This window comes from Stenotrophomonas sp. SBJS02 (assembly GCF_020428325.2).
Classification (GTDB): Bacteria; Pseudomonadota; Gammaproteobacteria; order Xanthomonadales; family Xanthomonadaceae; genus Stenotrophomonas; species Stenotrophomonas africana.
Genome location: NZ_CP109812.1, coordinates 3,121,825 through 3,143,870, shown reverse-complemented (window position 1 = coordinate 3,143,870; position 22,046 = coordinate 3,121,825). Strand labels below are relative to the sequence as shown.

Sequence of the window (22,046 nt, the reverse complement as noted above, 5' to 3'; positions counted from 1 at the left end):
CATCAAACCCACCCGGATCCACCGATGAGCGACACCCCCCGCATCGCTTTCCTGGCCAGCACCACCGAGCCCGCGCAGATGGCCCGCGCGGCCATGGTGTCGCGCTATGGCGACTACACGCCCGAGCAGGCCGATGTACTGTGCCCACTGGGCGGCGATGGTTTCATGCTGCAGACCCTGCACCGGCATGGGCACCTGGGCAAGCCGGTGTTCGGCATGAAGCTGGGCACGGTCGGTTTCCTGATGAACCAGTACCGCGGCGACGATGACGTGCAGGCGCGCATCGCCCGTGCTGAACCGGCCAACCTGCGTCCGCTGGAGATGGTGGCACTGACCGAATCGGGCACCAGTACCGGCTCGCTGGCCTACAACGACGTCTCGCTGTTGCGCCAGACCCGTCAGGCCGCGCATATCGGCATCGATCTGAACGGCCAGGAACGCGTGGCCGAACTGATCGGTGACGGCGTGCTGGTCGCCACCCCGGCTGGCAGTACCGCGTACAACTATTCCGCGCACGGCCCGGTGCTGCCGCTGGGCTCGCATACCATCGCGCTGACGCCGCTGGCCCCGTATCGGCCGCGACGCTGGCGCGGGGCGATCCTCAAGGCCGACACCGAAGTGCGCTTCCGCGTGCTCGATCCCTACAAGCGCCCGATCAGCGTGACCGCTGATTCGCATGAGACCCGCGACGTGGTCGAAGTGACCATCCGCGAGTCGAAGGACCGCCGCGTGACCCTGCTGTTCGACCCGGAACACAACCTGGAAGACCGGATCCTGAGCGAACAGTTCGTTTTTTGAGGACAATAGGCGGCCGGCCCCGCCGACCGCTTGAAGGACCCCCACCGATGGGCGACAACTCCCCCCGTTTGCTGACCGTCGCGGTGACCTCGCGCGCGCTGTTCGACCTCGAGGAAAGCCACGCGCTGTTCGAGAGCGATGGCGTGGCGGCCTATGCCGAATTCCAGCGCCAGCATGAGGACGACATCCTCGGCCCCGGCGTGGCCTTCCCGGTGGTGCGCAAGCTGCTGGCGCTGAACCAGGGCGCCAGCCCGGAGAACCCGCGGGTCGAGGTGATCCTGCTGTCGCGCAACTCGGCCGATACCGGCCTGCGCATCTTCAACTCGATCCAGCATTACGGCCTGGGCATCATCCGTGCGACGTTCACCGCCGGCGAGCCGACCTGGCCGTACGTGAAGCCGTTCGGCACTGACCTGTTCCTGTCGGCCAACCCGGAATCGGTGCGCAGCGCGCTGCGCCATGGCATCGCGGCGGCGACCATCCTGCCCAAGCCGCCGGGCGAGACCGCTGCGGCAGCGGCCGACCAGATCGATACCGGTCGCCCGGCCGGCCAGCTGCGCATCGCCTTTGACGGTGACGCGGTGATCTTCGGCGACGAGAGTGAGCGCATTTCGCGCGAGCAGGGCGTGGAAGCGTTTGGCCGCCATGAACGCGAGCGTGCCCGCGAACCCCTCAGCGGCGGCCCGTTCCGCGGCTTCCTGTCGGCGCTGCACACGCTGCAGGAAGTGTTCCCGGCCGGCGAGAGTGCACCGATCCGCACCGCGCTGGTCACCGCGCGTTCGGCGCCGGCGCATGAGCGGGTGATCCGCACCCTGCGTGAGTGGGGCGTGCGCCTGGACGAAGCGCTGTTCCTCGGTGGCCGCCACAAGGGACCGTTCCTGCAGGCGTTCGGCGCCGACATCTTCTTCGATGATTCGCAGCACAACATCGACAGCGCCCGCGAGCATGTGGCCGCCGGCCATGTGCCGCATGGTGTCGCCAACGAGGGGTAGGGCCTGATAGTTGCCAACCTTGGTTGGCGCTGCCATGCATCGGCGCCCACCAAGGTGGGCATCTACCAGAGCGCTGTACCGCGGTAGTCGCCAACCTTGGTTGGCGCCGTCCTGGATCCATGCCCACCAAGGTGGGCACCTACCGAAAGCAGCGCCGTCGAAGGGCATGACCCGTCACGGGCTGCCCGACATCCCCAACTGCAGGTCCACCACCTTCCAGCGCAGGCCCTGCGGTTCCAGCACCACCTTCATCGGCGGCTGGTCGGGGCCGCGATCGACGTCGATCACGAAGCGGTCCAGCGCTTCGAAGTGATGCTCGGCGTTCTTCAATGGCCGTGCCGGCTCGGTCGCGCCGAAGGCATCACCGCCCTGCAGTTCATTGCGGCCGCGCTTCCACAGCACGTGGCCCTGCAGCATCGCGCCGATGCCGGTCGGGGTCACCATCGTCTCCACCGCCGCACCACCGAGCTGGTCGCCCAGCCCGTAGAGCAGGGCGCCGAACGGGCTGGCCGCTACATCCGGGCCGGCCTGGCGGACCAGATAGTCGTTGAGCTGCGCGCGCAGGCTGCTGCGCACGCGAGGGAAATCGACATAGCGTTGCAGTCGCGCCGTGTCACGTTCTTCGATGGCCTTGGACAGGCCGTGCACGGTCATGTACGGGCCGCCGAACCACCACGCAGCCAAGGCCAGGACCAGCAGCACAGCCAGTGCAGTGAGCTTCTTCATGCTGTCCAGACTGCCGCAAGTAAGGCAGCCAGTGGTGAACGGCAGGTGATGCGGCTCAGAACTCCAGGTCCAGCGCCGCGCACAGGTAGTCAACGAACGGGCCGAGCCCCGCCAGGTCCTTGCCCAGCGTGGACAGCAGGCGCGGGCCGGTCATGGTGGCGTCGTCCAGCGAGCGCCACATCACCCAGTTGCGGTGCTTGAGGTCGTCAATGAACTCGAAGTCTGCCGGAAAGCCGCGCGGCGGCCGTACCAGCTTCTCGCTCTCCTCGAAATCGAAGCGCTTGCGCAGCGCCGGGGCATGCGCAGCGGCCTTCCAGCTGCCGGGGTTGTCGAGAATGAAGTGGCGCACGCGGCGCTGCGTCTCGGGTTCTGGATGCCACAGGCCGGCGCCGACGAAGCTCTCGCCCGGCTGCAGATGCACGTAGAACGAGGGCGCGGCCACTTCGCGGCGGCGCTCATGGAACAGGCGTGCACCCTGCCAGGTCTTGTACGGGGATTTGTCGTTGGAGAAGCGCGCATCGCGATGGATGCGAAACAGCGAGCCGCCGACGCCGCGGGTATCGGCGCGGAAGTGCTCGCTGATCTCGGCCAGCGCCGGCTGCAGGTCACCCAGCAGGCGCAGGAATGGCTGCCGGACATGGTCTTCATACTGCTGGCGGTGATCGTTGAACCAGGCCTTGTCGTTGTGCCGCGCAAGGCTGCGCAGGAACTTGAAGCTGGCGTCCGAGAAATAAGTGCTCACAGCGTCTCCTGCAGGTGCTGGCCCCAGTCGCGCAGCGATTGCAGCAGGGCCTGGCGCCGGGTGTCATCGGGCGCTTCGGCGGCCAGTGCATTGAGCTGCTGCTGGTACTGGGGCAGGTTGAGTTCGCCCAGGCCGCCGTCTCCGAGCAGGCGCTGGCGGCGGTAATCCTGCCAGCGCTGTCGTTCAGGCGGCGCGAGGCTGTCGGGATGATTGCGCGCGCGGTAGCGGAACAGCAGCTCCGGCAGGCGTGGGTCGCGGAAGCGACCTTCCAGCGCGGCCAGCTGCTCGGGCGCGGTGGTGCGTGCAAGCGCAAGCAGCGGCTTGTCACCGTTGCCGAGGAAGCCGTCGTACAGCGAGGCATCGACGTCGGCCACGGTGGCGGCGCGGGGCTGGTTGTAGACCTGCCGGGCCTTTTCGGCCAGCTGCGGGGCGAACGCGCGCAGGCGTTCCACCTTGGCTTCGATCGCGGTCACATCCAGGCCGAGGCGCGCGTGGTCATCGGCGCGCAGGTGGTTCCAGGCGATCAGCGCCGGCACCTTGTTCAGATGCACTTCCTTCAGCGGTACACGTGCGACGCCTTCGGGCAGATCGCTGGCGCGCATGTACAGGCGCTGTGCGATCACGTCGGCCGGCAGTTCCAGCAGATCGTCGATCTCGCCTTCCAGGTCGAACACGATCACCCGGTTGTTGATGGTCGGGTGCATGGCCAGCGGCAGCACCGGTGCCGCGCACAGGCGGCTGGCCGGGTAGCGCATGGAAATGTGCAGCACCGGCTTCATCGCGGCCACGTCCAGCAGGCCGCCGACGAAGCGTTTGTCGCGCAGCTTCAGTGCGTACTCCCACAGCCGCGGCTGCGATTGCTTGAACAGCCGTGCCATGCCGATGGTGGCACGCACGTCGGACAGTGCTTCGTGCGCATCGCCCTCGCGCACGTGGTTGGCCTCGGCCAGGTGTTCGAGCTTGAACGAGGTGGCGCCATCTTCGCGCAGGGGCCATTGGATGCCGTCCGGGCGCATCGCGCGCATCAACCGCAGCATGTCCAGCAGGTCCCAGCGCGAATTGCCGTTGCGCCACTCGCGTTCGTACGGGTCGTGGAAGTTGCGGAACAGACCGTAACGGACGAATTCATCGTCGAAGCGCAGCGTGTTGTACCCCAGCGCGCAGGTGCCGGGGCGCGACAGCTGTTCGTTGATGCGGTCGAAGGCTTCGGCCTCGCTGATGCCTTCAGCCAGCGCCTGCTGCGGGGTAATGCCGGTCACCAGGGTGGCCATCGGCGAGGGCAGCAGGTCATCGGCCGGGCGCACGAAGAAGCTGACCGGGGTGTCGATCTCGTTGAGGTCGGTGTCGGTGCGGATCGCGGCGTACTGCGAGATGCGCGTGCGTCGCGGGTCCTGGCCAAAGGTTTCCAGGTCGTAGAACAGGAAGCTGTCGGCCATCAGTGCGCGCCCTCCAGGACCGGCAGCTGCGCGTGGATCTGCGCTTCCAGTGCGGCCCAGTCGATGTTGTCCAGTGAATCGTGACCTTCGGTGGCTGCCGCCAGCAGGTTGCGTTGCAGTTCGGTGCGGCGCAGCGCTTCGGCATACGGCGTGTGCAGGAAGGTGACCATGGTGTAGTGCGGCACGAAGCGCGTCGGCCATCGACGCTGCAGCTCCTGCTCCAGCTCACGCTGCAGCAGGAAGGCCGGGTCGGCCACGCGGTCGCGCATCTCCAGGTAGTTTTCCAGCGCCATCTGCTGAATGGCACGTGCATTCGGCTTGCGCTCGGTTTCGAACGCGGCGAACGCACCCTCCAGATCATCGGCCTCCATCAGGTGACGGGCCAGCGCAACGCAGTCCTCGAACGCGCAGTTCATGCCCTGGCCATGGAACGGCACCATCGCATGCGCAGCGTCGCCGATCAGCACGGCGCGGCCCTGCTGGTGCCAGCGTTCCAGGGTGAGTGTTCCGAGCAGGCCTGGCGGGTGCTGTTCCCAGTCCGCGCGCAGGTTCGGGATCAGCGGCAGGGTGTCGGCAAACTCGCGCGCGAACAGCGCCTCGGCCTGCGCACCGGTGTTGATGGTGGCGAAGCTGGGGTCGCCCTGGTTGGGCAGGAACAGGGTGACGGTGAAGGTGCCTTCGTGGTTGGGCAGGGCGATGCACATGTAGTGGCCACGCGGCCAGATGTGCAACGCATTGCGCTCGATGCGGAAGCTGCCATCGGCGGCCGGCGGGATCTCCAGCTCCTTGTAGGAGTGGTCGAGGAAGGCAATGTCCTCACCCAGCGGTGCACGGCGGTTCATCGCCGCACGCAGTGCCGAGCCCGCGCCGTCGGCACCGATCAGGGTGTCGAAGTGGATGTCGTGCGGGCTGTCGTCGCGGTCATCGATGAAGCGCGCGTAGCCGGCATCGAAATCGACGGTATGCAGGCGGCGATGGAAGTGCACGGTGGCGCCGGCCTGTTCGGCCAGTTCCAGCAGCGTGGTGTTCAGGTCGCTGCGGTGGATCGACCAGATCACTTCGCTGTCATCACGGCCATAGCGCTGCAGCTGCGGTTCGCCGTCGCGTGGGTGCACCATGCGGCCGCGCATCATCACCGCGCGCGCCATGACCTCGTCTTCCACACCGGCCTGGCGCAGCGCGTTGCGCCCACGCTCGGCCAGCGCCAGGTTGATCGAGCGTCCGCTCTCGTAGTCGGCCACGCGTGGATCGCCGCGGCGTTCGTACAGGGTGATGCGCCAGCCCTGGCGTGACAGCAGGATGGCCAGCAGGGACCCGGCGAGGCCGGCACCGATAATGCTCAACGAGCGGGAAGCGTGTGCGATCAACGAACTGTCCAGCAGTAGGGGAGAGGCCGGCTTAGAGGCCGGCCCAGGCTTCCACTTCCTCGACGAAGTGGTGCACGTCCAGGTAGCGGTTGTAGAGCGGCGTGGGCGAGATGCGGATCACGTCGGGCTCGCGCCAGTCACCGAGCACGCCGATGCCGCGCAGGTGTTCGAACAGTGCGCGGCCACGTTCGCGGCCACCGATCACGCGCAGCGACAACTGGCAGCCGCGGCGCTGCGGCTCGGCCGGGGTGATGATGTCCAGCACGCTGGACAGGCGCGCGCGCACCAGCGCTTCGAGCATGCCGGTCAGCGCCAGCGACTTGCTGCGCAGCGCCTCCATGCCGGCGCGCTCGAACAGGTCCAACGAGGCCCGCAGCGGCGCCAGGCCGAGGATCGGCGGGTTGCTCAGCTGCCAGCCTTCGGCGCCGATGGCCGGGGTGAACTGCGGTGCCATCTGGAAGCGGGTGGCTTCCTCATGGCCCCACCACCCAGCAAAGCGCGGCAGGGTGGTATCGCGGTGGTGGCGCTCGTGCACGAAGGCGCCAGCCACTGCGCCCGGGCCGCTGTTGAGGTACTTGTAATGGCACCACACGGCAAAATCGGGTGCGATGTCATGCAGGCGCAGCGGCAGGTTGCCGACCGAGTGCGCCAGGTCGAAGCCGATGCGTGCGCCCTGCAGGCGGGCGGCACGGGTGATCGCATCGAGGTCGAAGGCTTGGCCGGTGCGGTACTGCACGCCCGGCCACAGCACCAGCGCCAGGCGCGGGCCGTGTTCGGCGATGGCGCGTTCGATCGCTGCCAGCGATATCGTGCCGTTGACCTCGTCCGGCTGCACTTCCACCAGGCACTCGGCCGGGTCGAAACCATGGAAGCGGATCTGCGCCTCCACCGCATGGCGGTCGGTCGGGAATGCGCCGGCTTCCATCAGGATCACCGGGCGCTCGGCCGTGGGCCGGTAGAAGCTGACCATCATCAGGTGCAGGTTCACGCTCAGCGTGTTCATCGCCACCACTTCGCTGGGCAGCGCACCGACCACGCGGGCCAGCTGCGCGCTCACCAGGCGGTGGTAGGACAGCCACTGCGTGGGGCCGGTGAAGTGGCCTTCCACCGCCAGCTCGCCCCACTGCTTCATCACTTCCTGCACGGCCGCCTGCGCGCCACGCGGCTGCAGGCCCAGCGAGTTGCCGACGAAGTAGGTCTGCTCGCCACCACCGTGGCGCGGAATCAGGAATTCATTGCGCAGCGGGCGCAGCGCATCGGCGGCGTCCAGGGCAATGGCGTGGGTGCGGCTGAGCAGGTCGGACATGGTCGGGCAACAGGCTGCAACGGGACCGCCAGTGTAGCGCCTGGGGCATGGCCCGGTAGCAGCCGGCCCGGCACCAGCGCCGTGTGATCCGGTAGTCGCCAACCTTGGTTGGCGCACGTACAAGAAAGTGCCCACCAAGGTGGGCATCTACCAGAGCGGGAGCGAGCAAGCGCCGGGCATCTACCAGGGCAGGAGCGAGCAAGCGCCCACCAAGGTGGGCGACTACCGTTCGGGGCTCAGCCCGCCGCCGGCGTCGGCAGCGGATCCACGTGCCCGCACTGGCTGCAGGTACGCAGCTCCAGGCTGGCGTGGTAGCGCGCGAACACCTTCGGCAGATCGGTCTCGATGTTCAGCAGCGCGAAATACTCTTCGTGCAGCTTGTGGTTGCAGCGTTCGCAATGCCAGATCACGCCGTCCATCTCATGCGGCAGGCGCTTGCGCTCGACCACCAGACCGATACCGCCGGGCGGGCGCCGCGGCGAGTGCGGCACCTTCGCCGGCAGCAGGAAGATCTCACCGGCACGGATCGGAATGTCGCGCACCGCGCCGTCTTCCTGCACCTTCAGCACCATCTCGCCTTCGAGCTGGTAGAACCACTCCGGACCTTCGTCGTAGTGATAGTCGGTGCGCGAATTCGGCCCGCCCACCACCATTACGATGAAGTCGCCATTGTCGATCATCTTGTTGCCCACCGGCGGCTTCAGCAGGTGGCGGTGTTCTTCGATCCAGGCGTGCAGGTTGATCGGCGAAGCGAGCATGGTGGTCTTCCGTAGGGAATCAGTCGCGCTTGCCCTTGCGCGGAACGTAGGACAGGGCCTTTTCATAGGCGGGCTGCAGCTCTTCCTGCGAACCGACGTCGATGCCCATCTCGCGCACGCGTCCGTCCTTCAGGCTGTAGACCCAGCCGTGCACCATCAGCTTCTGGCCGCGGGCCCAGGCGTCCTGCACGATGGTGGAGCGGCACAGGTTGGCAACCTGCTCGATCACGTTCAGTTCGCACAGGCGCGCGTGCTTGAGCTCATCGGTGTCGATCGCATCGAGGATGCCGGTGTGCTTCTGCATTACGTCGCCGACGTGGCGCAGCCAGTTGTCGGCCAGGCCGACGCGGGTGTTGTGCAGGCAGGCATGCACGCCGCCGCAACCGTAGTGGCCGACGATCAGGATGTGCTTCACCTTCAGCTGGTCCACCGCGTACTGCACCACGCTCAGGCAGTTCAGGTCGGTGTGGGCGACTACGTTGGCCACGTTGCGGTGCACGAATACTTCGCCCGGCGCCATGCCGATGATCTGGTTGGCCGGAACGCGCGAGTCGGAACAGCCGATCCACAGGTATTCCGGGTGCTGCTGCTTGGCCAGCTGGTGGAAGAACTCGGGGTCTTCCTTTTCGATGCGGTCGGCCCAGTCGCGGTTGTTCTGCAGCAGTTTGTGGATGTCTTTCATGTAAGGGTCCCTGGCGTCGGGTGGGGGCGCGCCGCAGCCATCCGGCTGCGTCGTTGCGGGAATCTTGGGCGTTCAGTCGCTGCGGGCGGCCTGTTCGCGGTGCCAGCGCATCCACTGCGCCAACTCGATGGAAGAGGGTGTGCCCAGCTGTTCCAGTTCGGCGATCACCGCGCGCTGGTTGGCGTCGGGATGGTTCTGGCTCAGTTTGAGCTTCAGTTGCACCTGCTCGACCTGGAACCGGAAGCCGACGATGGCGCGCAGCTCCGGGCCGTGTTCGGCACGCGTGGCATCGAACTGCCAGGCCTGGCCGACGCTGGCCTCGAAGCGGTCGCTGATCGCGCCAACCAGTTCGGCCAGCGCATCAGCGTCGTCGAAGGTCTGCAGCTGGCCACGCAGCTCGGCAGCGGCGTAGTTCCAGGTGGGTACCCGCGCGGCGGGTTCCTTGTCCGGATACCAGCTGGCCGAGACGTAGCCGTGTGGGCCATCGACCAGTACCTTGGCCGCGCCGCTGTGGCGCGACTGCGGGTTGGCGCGGGCCCAGTGGCCGCGCAGTTCGATCTGGTCGCCGTCACGCCGGTACAGCACTGGCATCCGGGTCAGCTCCGGCAGGCCATCGCTGCCGACGGTGAGCACCGTGACGAACGGGTCGCGCGCCAGCAGGCGGTCCAGCCAGAGCAGGTCGGTCTCGGCGAAGGCGCGCGGGGTGAACATGCAGGGGTCAGGCGCGCCCGCCCAGCGACTGGATCATGCGGCCACGCAGACCCTCGTCACTGTCGGCCTGCGGCGGCTGCACTTCGTGCAGGCTGAAGCCGCGCACCAGCGCGTCCTCCTCGTCCAGGCCGTCGTACTCGACGAACTCGGCGTCGAACAACTGCGAACGGGCGGTGTCTTCGCTGTCATAGCTCAGCGTGTTGCCATCGCTGTCGAGCACTTCGGCGGTGCCGGCCGGGCGCACGCGCAGCCGCGCCCAGATCAGGGTGTTGCCGAGGCTGGCCAGCCACCAGCTGTCGCGCGAGGCGGTGATGTCATTCATGGATGTGTTACCAGAGCGAGGCCAGCCAGAGCAGGGCGGCCATGCCCAGTCCGGCCAGCAGGGTCAGCAGCGATACCCAGGCCGGCGTCGCCAGCCCGGACAGCGAGCGGTCGGGCTGCTGGCGATAGTCGCGGCGCAGCAGCCAGGCCAGGGCATCGGGCTTGAGGAAGGCGCCGCTGCCGAAGCGCTCGGCGAGCGCCGGGTGGCGGTCGCGCACGTGCACCAGGGTCAGCGGCCAGAAGATCACGAAGGCACTGAACCCGGCCACTGCAACGCCGACGAAACAGAGGGCGAAGAACAGGGTCATGGGAGCGGTACCTCCGTGATCGTGTGGGGCTTAGAAGTCCGCGCTGCCCGGGGCGCGCGGGTAGGGGATCGCATCGCGGATGTTGGACAGGCCGCAGACATAGACCACCAGGCGTTCGAAGCCCAGGCCGAAGCCGGCGTGCGGCACCGAACCATAGCGGCGGAAGTCGCGGTACCAGCTGTAGTGCTCACGATCCAGACCGAACTGGGCCATGCGCGCATCCAGCACGTCCAGGCGCTCTTCGCGCTGGCTGCCGCCGATGATCTCGCCGATGCCCGGGGCCAGCACGTCCATCGCGGCCACGGTCTTGCCGTCGTCGTTCAAGCGCATGTAGAAGGCCTTGATGTGCTCCGGATAGTTGGTCACCACCACCGGGCGGCCGACGTGTTCCTCGGTCAGCCAGCGCTCGTGCTCGGTCTGCAGGTCCAGGCCCCATTCGACCGGGAAGTCGAACTTCTTGCCGGACTTCTGCAGCAGGCTGACCGCATCGGTGTAGTCGATGCGCTCGAACGGCGCGTTGATGAAATCTTCCAGCTTGGTGATCGCGTTCTTGTCCACGCGCTCGGCGATGAAGGCCAGGTCGTCGCTGCGCTCGTTCAGAACCGCGCGGAACAGGTACTTCAGGAACTCTTCGGCCAGGCGCGCGTCTTCGGCCAGGTCGGCGAAGGCGATTTCCGGCTCGATCATCCAGAACTCCGCCAGGTGGCGGGTGGTGTGGCTGTTCTCGGCGCGGAAGGTCGGGCCGAAGGTGTAGACCTTGCTCAGCGCCAGGCAGTAGGCCTCGACGTTCAGCTGGCCGGACACGGTCAGGAAGGTTTCCTTGCCGAAGAAGTCGCGGCTGAAATCGATCGCGCCCTTCTCGTCACGCGGCAGGTTCACCATGTCCAGGGTGGACACGCGGAACATCTGGCCGGCGCCTTCGGCGTCGGAGGTGGTGATGATCGGGGTGCTGATCCAGTTGAAGCCGTTCTCGTGGAAGAAACGGTGCACGGCCTGGGCCAGGCAGTTGCGGATGCGGGTGACCGCGCCGAACAGGTTGGTGCGCGGGCGCAGGTGTGCCACTTCGCGCAGGAACTCCGGCGACATCGGCTTGGGCTGGATCGGGTAGGTGAGCGGGTCTTCGACCCAGCCGACCACTTCCAGTGCGCTGGCCTGGATCTCGAACGACTGGCCCTTGCCCTGCGACTTCACCAGGGTGCCGGTGGCAATGACCGAGCAGCCGCTGGTCAGGCGCTTGATCTCGTCGAAGTTGGCCAGGCCGTCGCCGGCCACGACCTGGATCGGGGCGAAGCAGGAGCCGTCGCTCACATTCACGAAAGCCAGATTCGCTGAACCGCGCACCGTGCGCACCCATCCGCGTACCGTGACTTCGCCGCCTTCCGGGATCTTCCCGGCAAGCGCATGTTCAACGCTGACCACCGTCATGACTTGAATCCTCTGCTGATCGACTCGATCTGTGAACACGGGAGTTTACCGGTTGCAGCGTTCTGCTTGCGAGGCATTTTTCGCGGCAACGGCTCCTTATAATGTCCCCGTACCTCTGGAGTAGCCCCATGGCCGTCAGCCTGACCCCCATTGCCTTCGAGCGCGTGCAGCGCTTTGTCGCCCAGACCCCCGGCGCGCTGGGCCTGCGTTTCGGCGTGACCAAGACCGGTTGCTCGGGCTGGGGTCACATCACCGACCTGGCCCGCGACGAGCGCGAGGGCGATACCGTGTTCGACCAGGACGGCGTGAAGATCTACGTCGATGCCAAGAGCCTGGCGCTGGTGGACGGCACCGTGATCGACTTCGGCAAGCACGGCCTGAGCGAGACCTTCACGTTCAGCAACCCGAATGCCACCGCCGAGTGTGGCTGCGGCGAGAGCTTCACCACCGACGCCGACAAGGCCTGAGGGCAGCCTGGGGAGTTGCCGACCTTGGTCGGTACGGGTGAAGGGCACCCCGGTTCAGGAGCTCCAGGGCCCCCCGGTTGCCCGGCCACCCCATCTGCGCCATAATACGCGGCTTCCTGCCTTCCTGGCGGGAATCCTTGCCCCACCGCGGTATCAACGGCGGGGGGCTGTCCGGCCGCAAGGCCACATCCGAAAGGTAGAAAAAAACATGAGTCGTCATTACGAAATCGTGTTCATGGTCCACCCGGACCAGAGCGAGCAGGTCCCGGCCATGATCGAGCGCTACAAGTCGCTGGTCGAGAACGGCAACGGCACCATCCACCGTCTGGAAGACTGGGGCCGCCGCCAGCTGGCGTACCCGATCCAGAACCTGGTGAAGGCCCACTACGTGCTGCTGAACATCGAAGCCGACCAGGCCGTGCTGAACGAGCTGACCGAAAGCTTCCGCTTCAACGACGCCGTGCTGCGCAACCTGGTCATCAAGCGTGACGAGGCTGACACCGAGCAGTCGCTGATCATGAAGAGCAAGGACGAGAAGGGTGACAAGCCGGAGCGCGGTGAGCGCCGTCGTCGTGACGACGAAGAAGGCGAGTCCACCACCACCGCTGACAACGAAGCCGGCGACGACGCCGCTTCCGCCGCCTAAGGAGCCTTCCCATGTCCAAGTTCTTCCGTCGCCGCAAGTTCTGCAAGTTCACGGCTGAAGGTGTGAAGGAGATCGACTACAAGGATCTCAACACCCTGCGCCAGTACCTGACCGAGAACGGCAAGATCGTGCCGAGCCGTGTCACCGGTACCAAGTCGAAGTACCAGCGCCAGCTGGCGACCGCCGTCAAGCGCGCTCGCTTCCTGGCCCTGATCCCGTACACCGACAACCACGACGTCTGATGCCCGGCGGGGCGGCCCGGTGCCGCCCCCGCTGTGCCAGCTATTCGGACAGCCTTTGTTGCGGGGCATCGCCTCGCTAACGAATAACTCATCTGGAGCAATACCATGCAGCTGATCCTCCTGCAGAAAGTCACCAACCTCGGCAACCTGGGCGACCTGGTTGACGTGAAGCCGGGCTACGGCCGTAACTTCCTCGTGCCGCAGGGCAAGGCCGTTCCGGCCACCGAGAGCAACAAGGCCGAGTTCGAAGCCAAGCGCGCCGAGTACGAAGCCAAGGCCCAGGCCATCCACGCCGACGCTGACGCCCGCAAGGCCAAGCTGGAAGGCGCGAGCGTGACCATCCCGGCCAACGCTTCGACCGAAGGCAAGCTGTACGGCTCGGTCGGCGCCCGCGAAATCGCCGATGCCTTCACCGCTGCCGGCCTGCCGGTCAGCAAGAGCGAAGTCATCCTGGGCGAAGGCGCCTTCCGCAACATCGGCGAATACGACGTGCTGATCCACCTGCACGCCGACGTCGAGACCACCGTCAAGGTCGTCGTCGTCGCCGAAGCCTGATCCCACGCCGTACGGCCTGGAATCACCGCAGAACGGGCGCCCGCAAGGGTGCCCGTTTTGTTTTATGGCTCCGTTTCGTGGTGTCGGGCCACGCTCGGCCGGCGGGGTGGGGCTGGACAATGTTCCACGCCCATTCGTAGAACACGGCCACATCGGTATACTCAGGGCGTCACACCCGTTCCACGGGCATCGATCCCAACAGGATCAATGACTTGGAGGGTAAACGCAGGCCGCTTGCCGGCCCCAGTCCGGAACCCCTATGCGTCTTTCCACGATCAAGCTGTCCGGCTTCAAGTCGTTCGTCGATCCGACCACCCTGCACCTGCCGACCAACATGACCGGCGTGGTGGGGCCCAATGGCTGCGGCAAGTCGAACATCATCGACGCCGTGCGCTGGGTCATGGGCGAGAGTTCGGCCAGCCGCCTGCGTGGCGACTCGCTGACCGACGTGATCTTCTCCGGGTCCAATGCCCGCAAGCCGGTCTCGCAGGCCACGGTCGAGCTGATCTTCGACAACTCCGACCACACGATCTCCGGCGAGTACGCCTCGTTCAACGAAATCTCGGTCAAGCGCACGGTCAGCCGCGACGGCACCAGCAACTATTACCTCAACGGCACCAAGTGCCGCCGCCGCGACATCACCGATCTGTTCCTCGGCACCGGCCTGGGCCCGCGCAGCTACTCGATCATCGAGCAGGGCATGATCAGCCAGATCATCGAAGCGCGCCCGGAAGACCTGCGCGTGTACCTCGAAGAGGCGGCGGGCATCTCCAAGTACAAGGAGCGCCGCAAGGAAACCGAGACCCGTATCCGCCACACCCGCGAGAATCTGGACCGGCTGGGCGACCTGCGCGACGAGATCAGCAAGCAGCTCGAACACCTCAAGCGCCAGGCCAAGCAGGCCGAGCAGTACCAAGCCCTGCAGGAAGAGCGCCGGGTCAAGGATGCCGAGTGGAAGGCGCTGGAATTCCGTGGTCTCGACGGACGCCTGTCGAAGCTGCGCGAAGGCCTGTCGCAGGAAGAGACCAAGCTGCAGCAGCTGATCGCCGACCAGCGTGATGCCGAGGCCCGCATCGAGACCTCGCGTGCGCGGCGCGAAGAGGCCGCCGACGCGCTCAACACCGCGCAGGCTGCGGTCTACCAGGTCGGCAGCACGCTGGCCCGCCTGGAGCAGCAGATCCAGCACCAGCGCGAGCTGTCGCAGCGCCTGCACAAGGCGCGCGATGAAACGCAGCAGGCGTTGGCCGAACTGGGCCAGCACATCAGCGGCGACGAGGCCAAGCTGAGGGTGCTGCGCGAGGCGGTGGAGGCTGCCACCCCGCAGCTGGAGGAGCTGCAGGAAGAGAACGAGATCAAGCAGGAAAGCCTGCGCGAGGCCGAGGACCGGCTGGCCAGCTGGCAGCAGCGCTGGGAACAGCACACCTCGCAGAGTTCGGAGGCCTCGCGCGCCGGCGATGTCGAGCGCACGCGCGTGGACTATCTGGACAAGCAGATCCTTGACGCCGACCGGCGTCGTGAAGCCCTGGCCGCCGAGCGCGCCGGCCTGGACGTGGATGCGCTGGAAGAAACGTTCGAGCACCTGCACCTGCAGCACGACACGCAGAAGACCGCGCTGGATGAATTGAGCGAAGACGTCGAACTGCGCAAGCAAGGCGTAGTGGCGGTGCAGGAGCAGCAGCGCAAGGGCCAGAACGAACTGGCCGAACTGCGCAAGCAGGCCAACGCCCTGCGTGGCCGCCTGGCCTCGCTGGAAACCCTGCAGCAGGCCGCGCTGGGCCAGGAGCAGGGCGCGGCCGTGGCCTGGCTGAAGGCGCGTGGATTGGATTCGGCGGCGCGTGTCGGCGAACGCCTGGACGTTGATGCCGGCTGGGAAAATGCGGTGGAAAGCGCGCTCGGCCAGTTGATCGAAGGCGTGCTGGTTGATGATCCGGCCAGCCTGGTCGATGCCCTCGGCGAACTGGGCGAGGGCCACATCGCGCTGGTTGCCAACGATGGCGCGGACCTGAAGGTCGCACCGACCTCGCTGGCCGCCCGCGTACGTGGCCCGGCAGCGATCCGTCGCCTGCTGGCACACCTGCATGCAGCAAAGGACCTTTCCGAAGCGAAGGCGTTGCAGGGCAGCCTTCCGGAAGGCGATTCGATCATCACCCAGAGCGGCGAGCGCCTGGGCCAGGGTTGGCTGCGCGTATCGCGCTCCGGTGCAGCCCAGCAGGGCGCGCTGCTGCGCGAGCGTGAGATCAATGAACTGCGTGAGCAGATCGAGCAGCTGCAGGACCGCGAGGCCGAGCTGGAAGAACAACTGAGTGGATTCCGTGAGCAGCTGCAGGCCGCCGAGCAGCAGCGCGAAGACGCGCAGCGTGCGCTGTACCAGGCCCATCGTGCGGTCTCTGAACTGGCGGGCCAGTTGCAGGGCCAGCAGGGCAAGGTGGAAGCGGCGCGCACGCGCATCGACCGCATCGAAGGTGAGCTGAAGCAGTTGCAGGAAACGCTGGAAGCCAACAACGAGCAGGCGCGTGAAGCGCGCTCACGGTTGGAGAACGCGGTCAGCAGCATGGGCGACCTGGAATCGACCCGGCAGCGACTGGAGGGCGAGCGCCGCCAGCTGACCGAGGCCCGCGACCTGGCGCGCGATGCTGCACGCGCGGTGCGTGAGCGCTCGCACTCGCTGGCGCTGACCCTGGAATCACAGCGGGCGCAGCTGGCCTCGTTGAGCCAGGCATTGGAGCGCATGGGCACCCAGCGCGGGCAGCTGGATTCGCGCCTGGGCGAACTGCATTCGCAGCTGGATGAAGGCGATTCGCCGGTCGAATCGCTGCAGGCCGAGCACCAGAACGCGCTGGAAGAGCGCGTGCGCGCGGATCGCGTGCTGACCGAGGCGCGCACGCTGCTGGACGGCATCGACGCCGAGCTGCGCAACTACGAACAGACCCGCCACCAGCGTGACGAGCAGGCGCTGGCCCAGCGCGAGCGCATTTCGCAGCGCAAGCTGGACCAGCAGGCGCTGGTGCTCAGCGCGGAGACCCTGCAGGCGGCGGTGGAGAAGGCCGGCTTCGTGCTGCAGGACGTGCTCAACGCATTGCCCGAGGATGCCCGCCTGGGCGACTGGGAGCAGGCCGTTCACCAGATCGACGGCCGCATGCGCCGGCTGGAGCCGGTCAACCTGGCCGCCATCCACGAATACGGCGAGGCTTCGCAGCGCTCGGATTACCTGGATTCGCAGCACACCGACCTGACCACCGCGCTGGAAACCCTGGAAGACGCCATCCGCAAGATCGACCGCGAGACCCGCGGTCGTTTCAAGGACACCTTTGATCGTGTCAACGCTGGCGTGCAGGCGTTGTACCCGCGCCTGTTCGGTGGCGGCCACGCCTACCTGGAACTGACCGGTGAAGACCTGCTCGACACCGGTGTGACCATCATGGCGCGTCCTCCGGGCAAGCGCGTGTCCAGCATCTCGCTGCTGTCCGGCGGCGAGAAGGCGATGACCGCGGTGGCGCTGGTGTTCGCCATCTTCCAGCTGAATCCCGCGCCGTTCTGCCTGCTGGACGAGGTGGACGCGCCGCTGGATGAAGCCAACGTCGGCCGCCTGGCCAACATGGTCAAGGAAATGAGCGAAAAGGTGCAGTTCCTGTTCGTCAGCCACAACAAGGCGACGATGGAGGCCGCGCACCAGCTGTCGGGCGTGACCATGCGCGAGCCGGGCGTCAGCCGCCTGGTCAGCGTAGACCTGGAAGAAGCCGCGCGATTGGCGGGCGCGGCCTGACGTGCCATCCTAGTTACCTGAATGAACTAGCCGGAGAACCTATCGAATGTCCGACACGGCACTGTTGCGCATCGGCATCCTGGCCGCCGGCCTGCTGTTGATCGCCGCGATCTTCCTGTTTGGCCGTCCGAAAAAGAAGCCCCAGGGGCGCCGCGTGGAAGGCGCGGAACCGACCAGCGGCGAGCGCCGCGAGCCGGTGCTGGGCGAAGACGGCGTCACCGTGCCCGATGGCCGCGTCGAACCGGGCATGGGTACGGAAGGCGAGCAGGCCGAACTCGGCCTGGGCGAAACCGACCCGGGCGCCAGCGACCTCGGCAAGCGTGCCACGCAGGATTTCGACAAGATCGTCTCGTTGTTCGTGGCCGCCCGCGCCGGCGAGCAGCTGCGTGGTGAGGACATCGTGGTGGCGGCGGAAAAGACCGGACTGGTGTTCGGTCACATGAACGTGTTCCACCGTTTGGTGGAAGGCCACCCCGAGCGCGGCCCAATCTTCTCGATGGCCAGCATCATGAAGCCGGGCAGCTTCGACATGGCCAACATCCGCGCCATGGAGACTCCGGCCATCGCCTTCTTCCTGACCCTGCCGGCCCCGCTGACCGCGCTGGACGCCTGGGAGAAGATGCTGCCGACCGTGCAGCGCATGGCCGAGCTGCTGGATGGCGTGGTGCTGGATGACAGCCGCAACGCCCTGGGCCGCCAGCGCATCGCGCACATCCGTGACGAGCTGCGCGCCTACGACCGTCAGCACCAGGCGCCGCCGCTGACCAAGACCCCGCGCTGGTAAATGCTTTTTTCGGTGTGCCGACCAACGGTCGGCACCCACAACAGTAGATCCACGCCATGCGTGGATGGGGCGAACCAAGGTTCGCCCCCACCAACAGGGTCAGGCCGGGACGCCGGCCACCTTCGCGAACGCATGGCGGAACGCGGCCATCTCCTCTTCGGTGCCGACGGTCACGCGCACGCGCTGTGGCCAGATCGGCCAGCTGCGCCCGATCACCACGCCGTTGTCGGCCATCGCCTTGGCAAACGTGCTGCCATCGCGCTGGACGTCGACCACGAAGCAATTGGCTTCCGACGGCACGCAGCTGAAACCACGCTTGCCCAGCCACGCGATGGTGGCCTGCCGCACCTTGGCATTCTGCAGGCGGCGCTGCGGAATCAACTGCGGATCGCGCAGGCTGGCCAGTGCAGCGGCCAGCGCCGGCACCGGCAGTGGGTTGTCGCCCAGGCTGGCCAGTTCGCGAAGGCGGTCGGGATGCGCGGCCGCCACGCCCAGACGCAGGCCGGCCATGCCATACAGCTTGGAGAACGTACGCAACACGATCAGGTCATCGCGCTGCGCCACCTGTGCGATCAGGCTCGGCTGTTCGCTGTACTGCAGATAGGCCTCGTCCAACAGCACGCGGGTGGATGCGGGCTTGTGGGCCAGCAGCCAGGCGAGCTCATCCGGCGGGCTGATCGAACCGGTGGGGTTGTTCGGGTTGCACACATACAGCAGGCCTGTCGGGCGTGCGTGTGCGGCGGCGACCATCGCACGCAGGTCATGTGCGCCGTTGTCGCGCAGCGGCACTTTCTGCACGTGCGCACCGTGGGCGGTGGCGACCTCGCCCAGCGTCTCGAAGGTCGGGTCGGCGACTACCAGTCCCGCCTGCGGGCCGGTCCACAGCACGGCGGCACGGTTCAGCGGTTCGCTGGAACCCGGATAGAGCCGCACATGATCGGCCGGGATGCGCGCCTGTTCGATGAAGGCGTCGCGCACCTGACCGGCCAGTGCGAAACGGTAGCGGCCGCAACCGGCGATGCTGTCGCGTGCCGCCTGTTGGGCCGCGGGCGAGGGGCCGTAGGGACATTCGTTGAAATTCAGCAGCACCGCGCCTTCGGCAGGGGCGGCGGCTGTCGCGGGTTGGGCATGGCCGAGCTGCGGCAGCCCGCTGCCGGCGACAGCGAGGCCGGCACCGGCCAGTTGCAGGAAGCGTCGACGGGAAGCAGGCAGGGTCACGGGCAGGATTCCGAAGGGCAGACCGTCGCACGCTAGCGCTGGTGGGGATGGGCGGCAAGCTGCTTTTGCAGCGTCGAGCCGTGCTCGACCACAGACGTGCCAACCATGGTTTGCACCTACCGGATCTGGGAAGAAGGTTGGCACCTGCTGGAGCGGGGGAGTGCTTGGCGCCTGCCAGAGCGAAGCGCCAGTCGAGCATGGCTCGACTCCACAAAAGGCAGGGCCGTTACCGGGCCTGACGGCCGGGCGCGGTAGAATCCCCGGCCATCCCAGAACCACCGGATCCCGATGAGCCCCAGCCCCGCCGAACGCGCCGAAGACCTTCGCCGGCAGATCGCCCAGGCCAACCGCGCCTACCACGAGCTGGACGCGCCGGAGATCCCCGACGTCGACTACGACCGGATGGTCCGCGAGCTGGAAGCACTGGAGCGCGAACACCCGGAACTGGCCCGTGCCGACAGCCCGACCCAGCAGGTCGGTGCGCGCCCCTCCGGCCGCTTCCCGGAGGTGCGCCACGCGGTACCGATGTTGTCGCTGTCCAATGCCTTCAGCGACGAGGAAGTGGCCGATTTCGTGCGCCGCATCGATGAGCGCCTGGGCCGCCGCAGCCTGCAGTTTTCGGCCGAGCCGAAGATGGACGGCCTGGCGATCAGCCTGCGCTATGAGGATGGTCATTTCGTGCTCGGCGCGACCCGTGGCGATGGCAGTACCGGCGAGGACGTGACCGCCAACCTGCGCGAGATCGGTGACATTCCCAAGCGTCTGCACGGCAGGGACTGGCCGGATGTGCTGGAGGTGCGCGGCGAGGTCTACATGGCCCGTGCCGACTTCGAGGCCTACAACGAACGTGCGCGCCTGCAGGGCGGCAAGGTGCTGGCCAATCCGCGCAATGCGGCGGCCGGTTCGCTGCGCCAGCTCGACCCGAAGATCAGTGCGCAGCGCAGGCTGAGTTTCTTCGCCTACGGCACTGGCGAAGTGCAGGGCGGCGAGCTGCCGGACACCCATTCGGGCACCCTGGCCCAGCTCGGTGCCTGGGGCTTCCCGGTCAGTGAGCTGTGCAAGGTGGTGGAAGGCACCGACGGCCTGCTGGGTTACTACCGCGATATCGGTGAGCGCCGCGATGGCCTGCCGTTCGATATCGATGGCGTGGTCTACAAGCTCGATGACCGCGCGGGCCAGCAGGCGATGGGCTTCGTCTCGCGTGCGCCGCGCTGGGCGATCGCGCACAAGTTCCCGGCGCAGGAACAGAGCACCACGGTGGAGGCCATCGAGATCCAGATCGGTCGCACCGGTGCCGCCACGCCGGTCGCGCGACTGGCGCCGGTGGCTGTGGCCGGCGTGATCGTGTCCAATGCCACCCTGCACAACGCCGATCAGATCGCACGCCTGGATGTGCGGGTGGGCGACAGCGTGATCGTGCGCCGCGCCGGCGATGTGATTCCGGAAGTGGTCAGCGTCATCCTCGATCGCCGCCCGCAGGGCACCACGCCGTGGCGGATGCCGACGCTTTGCCCGGTGTGCGGCTCGGAAATCGTGCGCGAGGAAGGTGCCGCCGCATGGCGCTGTTCGGGTGAGCTGTCCTGCCCTGCGCAGCGCAAGGAGGCCATTGCCCATTTCGCTTCGCGTCGTGCGATGGATATCGACGGCCTCGGCGACAAGTACATCGAAACCCTGGTCGACGCCGGCATCGTCAAGAGTGTGGCCGACCTGTACCGGCTCAACCGTGACCAGCTGCTGCACCTGAAGCTTGTGCTGGATGCCGAGGACCCTTCCGCACTGGCTGCTGCGCTGAAGCTGCATCTGCCCGCCGAAGGCAGTGGTGCGGTGCTCAATGCGGTGCTCAAGCTGGACGGCAACGATCCGGGCTGGCGCGCGCAGGCGCTGGTGCAGCCCGCCAGCTTCGAATGGAACACGAAGAAGATCGCCACCAAGTGGGCCGACAACCTGATCGCGGCGATCGACGCCAGTCGTGCCGCCACGCTGGAGCGTTTGCTGTTCGCGCTCGGCATCGAGCATGTGGGCGAAAGCACGGCCAAGGCGCTGGCGCAGTGGTTCGGTGACCTGGAGCTGATCCGCCACCTGCCGTGGCCGTTGTTCAAGCGCGTGCCGGACATCGGTGGCGAAGTAGCGCGCTCGCTCGGCCATTTCTTCGAGCAGCAGGGCAACCAGCAGGCCATCGATGACCTGCTGCAGGTCGGCCAGGTGCGCATCAGTGATGTGCATGCGCCCAGTGCCAAGCTGCGCGAAGGGCTGGATCTGGCGCAGCTGCTGGTCGAGTCGGAAATCCCCGGCATCACCCGCCTGCGTGCGGAGAAGCTGGTGGCTGCGTTGCCTGGCGCGCAGGCCGTGCTCGACGCCGAGCATGGCCAGTTCGTCAACGCCGGCCTGCCCGATGACACCGCACGCGGTCTGGCTGCGTGGCTGGACGCCGAAGGCCATGGCGCGATGCTGCTGGTGGCCGAAAAGGCGATGCAGCAGATCCTGGCCAAGGCGCCGGCGCTGGCCGAGATCGTGGCCGGCCCGCTGGATGGGCAGACCGTGGTGCTGACCGGCACCCTGGCCCAGCTCACCCGCGATGCCGCCAAGGAGCGCCTGGAAGCGCTGGGTGCCAAGGTCTCCGGCAGCGTTTCGAAGAAGACCAGTTTCGTGGTGGCCGGTACCGAGGCCGGCTCCAAGCTGGACAAGGCGCAATCGCTGGGCGTGCCCGTGTGGGACGAAGACCGCCTGCTGGCCTACCTTGCCGAACACGAATGATGACCCCGCCGGGTGCCTCGCGCCCGGCATGAAACACAAAGGAAT

At 67.0% G+C, this 22,046-nt stretch carries 21 protein-coding genes; 9 read left to right on the top strand and 12 right to left on the bottom strand.

Annotated elements, in window-relative coordinates; translation table 11 throughout:
• Positions 1-24 precede the first annotated feature (24 nt).
• Together FQS62_RS14625 and FQS62_RS14620 are read left to right on the top strand one after the other, a co-directional pair.
• Positions 25-798 carry an NAD kinase gene (locus FQS62_RS14625; protein ID WP_049445646.1) on the top strand — a complete coding sequence of 258 codons (774 nt, stop codon included), beginning with the start codon at positions 25-27 and terminating at the stop codon, positions 796-798.
• Positions 799-845: 47 nt separating this feature from the next.
• Positions 846-1,790 carry a 5'-nucleotidase gene (locus tag FQS62_RS14620; RefSeq protein WP_005410242.1) on the top strand — a complete coding sequence of 315 codons (945 nt, stop codon included), beginning with the start codon at positions 846-848 and terminating at the stop codon, positions 1,788-1,790.
• Positions 1,791-1,964: 174 nt separating this feature from the next.
• On the opposite strand, the gene FQS62_RS14615 is transcribed toward FQS62_RS14620, so the two are convergent.
• The 11 genes from FQS62_RS14615 to asnS form a co-directional block, all read right to left on the bottom strand.
• Positions 1,965-2,516: a DUF2939 domain-containing protein gene (locus FQS62_RS14615; RefSeq protein WP_049445644.1), complete on the bottom strand. Its 552-nt coding sequence runs from the start codon at positions 2,514-2,516 to the stop codon at positions 1,965-1,967.
• 55 nt (positions 2,517-2,571) lie between these two features.
• Entirely contained in the window at positions 2,572-3,258 is a 687-nt protein-coding gene (locus FQS62_RS14610; RefSeq protein WP_088479863.1) for a DUF2461 domain-containing protein, read from the bottom strand.
• Complete coding sequence (gene sbcB, locus FQS62_RS14605; RefSeq protein ID WP_107379847.1) at positions 3,255-4,694, bottom strand: exodeoxyribonuclease I; 1,440 nt, start codon at positions 4,692-4,694, stop codon at positions 3,255-3,257. The genes FQS62_RS14610 and sbcB overlap by 4 nt, the downstream gene beginning before the upstream one ends.
• Complete coding sequence (locus tag FQS62_RS14600; RefSeq protein WP_049445639.1) at positions 4,694-6,061, bottom strand: FAD-dependent oxidoreductase; 1,368 nt, start codon at positions 6,059-6,061, stop codon at positions 4,694-4,696. Before FQS62_RS14600 ends, sbcB begins: the two co-directional genes overlap by 1 nt.
• A 31-nt stretch (positions 6,062-6,092) precedes the next feature.
• Positions 6,093-7,367 (bottom strand): kynureninase, encoded by a 1,275-nt coding sequence (gene kynU / locus FQS62_RS14595; protein WP_154349353.1) that lies wholly within the window; start codon positions 7,365-7,367, stop codon positions 6,093-6,095.
• A gap of 236 nt (positions 7,368-7,603) precedes the next feature.
• Positions 7,604-8,125, bottom strand: a complete 522-nt coding sequence (locus tag FQS62_RS14590) for a 3-hydroxyanthranilate 3,4-dioxygenase (RefSeq protein ID WP_049445634.1) — start codon at positions 8,123-8,125, stop codon at positions 7,604-7,606.
• A gap of 19 nt (positions 8,126-8,144) precedes the next feature.
• A complete protein-coding gene (can, locus tag FQS62_RS14585) occupies positions 8,145-8,807 on the bottom strand; it encodes a carbonate dehydratase (RefSeq protein ID WP_049445632.1) in 663 nt (220 codons plus the stop codon).
• 72 nt (positions 8,808-8,879) lie between these two features.
• Complete coding sequence (locus FQS62_RS14580; protein ID WP_049445630.1) at positions 8,880-9,518, bottom strand: FMN-binding negative transcriptional regulator; 639 nt, start codon at positions 9,516-9,518, stop codon at positions 8,880-8,882.
• Positions 9,519-9,525: 7 nt separating this feature from the next.
• Positions 9,526-9,840 carry a hypothetical protein gene (locus FQS62_RS14575; RefSeq protein ID WP_006453002.1) on the bottom strand — a complete coding sequence of 105 codons (315 nt, stop codon included), beginning with the start codon at positions 9,838-9,840 and terminating at the stop codon, positions 9,526-9,528.
• Between the two features lie 7 nt (positions 9,841-9,847).
• Positions 9,848-10,147 (bottom strand): hypothetical protein, encoded by a 300-nt coding sequence (locus FQS62_RS14570; protein ID WP_005417403.1) that lies wholly within the window; start codon positions 10,145-10,147, stop codon positions 9,848-9,850.
• Positions 10,148-10,177: 30 nt separating this feature from the next.
• The gene (gene asnS / locus FQS62_RS14565; protein WP_049445627.1) at positions 10,178-11,572 is read right to left on the bottom strand and encodes an asparagine--tRNA ligase; all 1,395 of its coding nucleotides are present in this window, start codon (positions 11,570-11,572) and stop codon (positions 10,178-10,180) included.
• A 128-nt stretch (positions 11,573-11,700) separates the two neighbouring features.
• On the opposite strand from asnS, the gene FQS62_RS14560 reads away from it, so the two are divergent.
• From FQS62_RS14560 to zipA, 6 genes are all read left to right on the top strand, one after another.
• Positions 11,701-12,039: a HesB/IscA family protein gene (locus FQS62_RS14560; RefSeq protein WP_006376495.1), complete on the top strand. Its 339-nt coding sequence runs from the start codon at positions 11,701-11,703 to the stop codon at positions 12,037-12,039.
• A 208-nt stretch (positions 12,040-12,247) separates the two neighbouring features.
• Positions 12,248-12,685 (top strand): 30S ribosomal protein S6, encoded by a 438-nt coding sequence (gene rpsF, locus FQS62_RS14555; RefSeq protein ID WP_049445625.1) that lies wholly within the window; start codon positions 12,248-12,250, stop codon positions 12,683-12,685.
• An 11-nt stretch (positions 12,686-12,696) separates the two neighbouring features.
• Positions 12,697-12,927, top strand: coding sequence for a 30S ribosomal protein S18 (gene rpsR / locus FQS62_RS14550; protein ID WP_002804494.1), 231 nt, complete (start codon positions 12,697-12,699; stop codon positions 12,925-12,927).
• 105 nt (positions 12,928-13,032) lie between these two features.
• Positions 13,033-13,482 (top strand): 50S ribosomal protein L9, encoded by a 450-nt coding sequence (gene rplI / locus FQS62_RS14545; RefSeq protein ID WP_049408589.1) that lies wholly within the window; start codon positions 13,033-13,035, stop codon positions 13,480-13,482.
• A 259-nt stretch (positions 13,483-13,741) separates the two neighbouring features.
• Positions 13,742-17,245: a chromosome segregation protein SMC gene (gene smc / locus FQS62_RS14540; protein ID WP_154349351.1), complete on the top strand. Its 3,504-nt coding sequence runs from the start codon at positions 13,742-13,744 to the stop codon at positions 17,243-17,245.
• Positions 17,246-17,291: 46 nt separating this feature from the next.
• Complete coding sequence (gene zipA, locus FQS62_RS14535; RefSeq protein ID WP_049445620.1) at positions 17,292-18,029, top strand: cell division protein ZipA; 738 nt, start codon at positions 17,292-17,294, stop codon at positions 18,027-18,029.
• 99 nt (positions 18,030-18,128) lie between these two features.
• On the opposite strand, the gene FQS62_RS14530 is transcribed toward zipA, so the two are convergent.
• A complete protein-coding gene (locus FQS62_RS14530) occupies positions 18,129-19,247 on the bottom strand; it encodes a pyridoxal phosphate-dependent aminotransferase (protein ID WP_208044188.1) in 1,119 nt (372 codons plus the stop codon).
• 282 nt (positions 19,248-19,529) lie between these two features.
• On the opposite strand from FQS62_RS14530, the gene ligA reads away from it, so the two are divergent.
• Positions 19,530-22,001, top strand: coding sequence for an NAD-dependent DNA ligase LigA (ligA, locus tag FQS62_RS14525; protein ID WP_208044189.1), 2,472 nt, complete (start codon positions 19,530-19,532; stop codon positions 21,999-22,001).
• Positions 22,002-22,046: the final 45 nt, after the last annotated feature.

Coding starts and splice junctions, on each gene's coding strand:
- FQS62_RS14625 (WP_049445646.1), top strand. CDS start 25: ATGAGCGACACCCCCCGCATCGCTTTCCTGGCCAGCACCACCGAGCCC.
- FQS62_RS14620 (WP_005410242.1), top strand. CDS start 846: ATGGGCGACAACTCCCCCCGTTTGCTGACCGTCGCGGTGACCTCGCGC.
- FQS62_RS14615 (WP_049445644.1), bottom strand. CDS start 2,516: ATGAAGAAGCTCACTGCACTGGCTGTGCTGCTGGTCCTGGCCTTGGCT.
- sbcB (WP_107379847.1), bottom strand. CDS start 4,694: ATGGCCGACAGCTTCCTGTTCTACGACCTGGAAACCTTTGGCCAGGAC.
- kynU (WP_154349353.1), bottom strand. CDS start 7,367: ATGTCCGACCTGCTCAGCCGCACCCACGCCATTGCCCTGGACGCCGCC.
- FQS62_RS14590 (WP_049445634.1), bottom strand. CDS start 8,125: ATGCTCGCTTCGCCGATCAACCTGCACGCCTGGATCGAAGAACACCGC.
- can (WP_049445632.1), bottom strand. CDS start 8,807: ATGAAAGACATCCACAAACTGCTGCAGAACAACCGCGACTGGGCCGAC.
- FQS62_RS14580 (WP_049445630.1), bottom strand. CDS start 9,518: ATGTTCACCCCGCGCGCCTTCGCCGAGACCGACCTGCTCTGGCTGGAC.
- FQS62_RS14575 (WP_006453002.1), bottom strand. CDS start 9,840: ATGAATGACATCACCGCCTCGCGCGACAGCTGGTGGCTGGCCAGCCTC.
- FQS62_RS14570 (WP_005417403.1), bottom strand. CDS start 10,147: ATGACCCTGTTCTTCGCCCTCTGTTTCGTCGGCGTTGCAGTGGCCGGG.
- asnS (WP_049445627.1), bottom strand. CDS start 11,572: ATGACGGTGGTCAGCGTTGAACATGCGCTTGCCGGGAAGATCCCGGAA.
- FQS62_RS14560 (WP_006376495.1), top strand. CDS start 11,701: ATGGCCGTCAGCCTGACCCCCATTGCCTTCGAGCGCGTGCAGCGCTTT.
- rpsF (WP_049445625.1), top strand. CDS start 12,248: ATGAGTCGTCATTACGAAATCGTGTTCATGGTCCACCCGGACCAGAGC.
- rpsR (WP_002804494.1), top strand. CDS start 12,697: ATGTCCAAGTTCTTCCGTCGCCGCAAGTTCTGCAAGTTCACGGCTGAA.
- rplI (WP_049408589.1), top strand. CDS start 13,033: ATGCAGCTGATCCTCCTGCAGAAAGTCACCAACCTCGGCAACCTGGGC.
- smc (WP_154349351.1), top strand. CDS start 13,742: ATGCGTCTTTCCACGATCAAGCTGTCCGGCTTCAAGTCGTTCGTCGAT.
- zipA (WP_049445620.1), top strand. CDS start 17,292: ATGTCCGACACGGCACTGTTGCGCATCGGCATCCTGGCCGCCGGCCTG.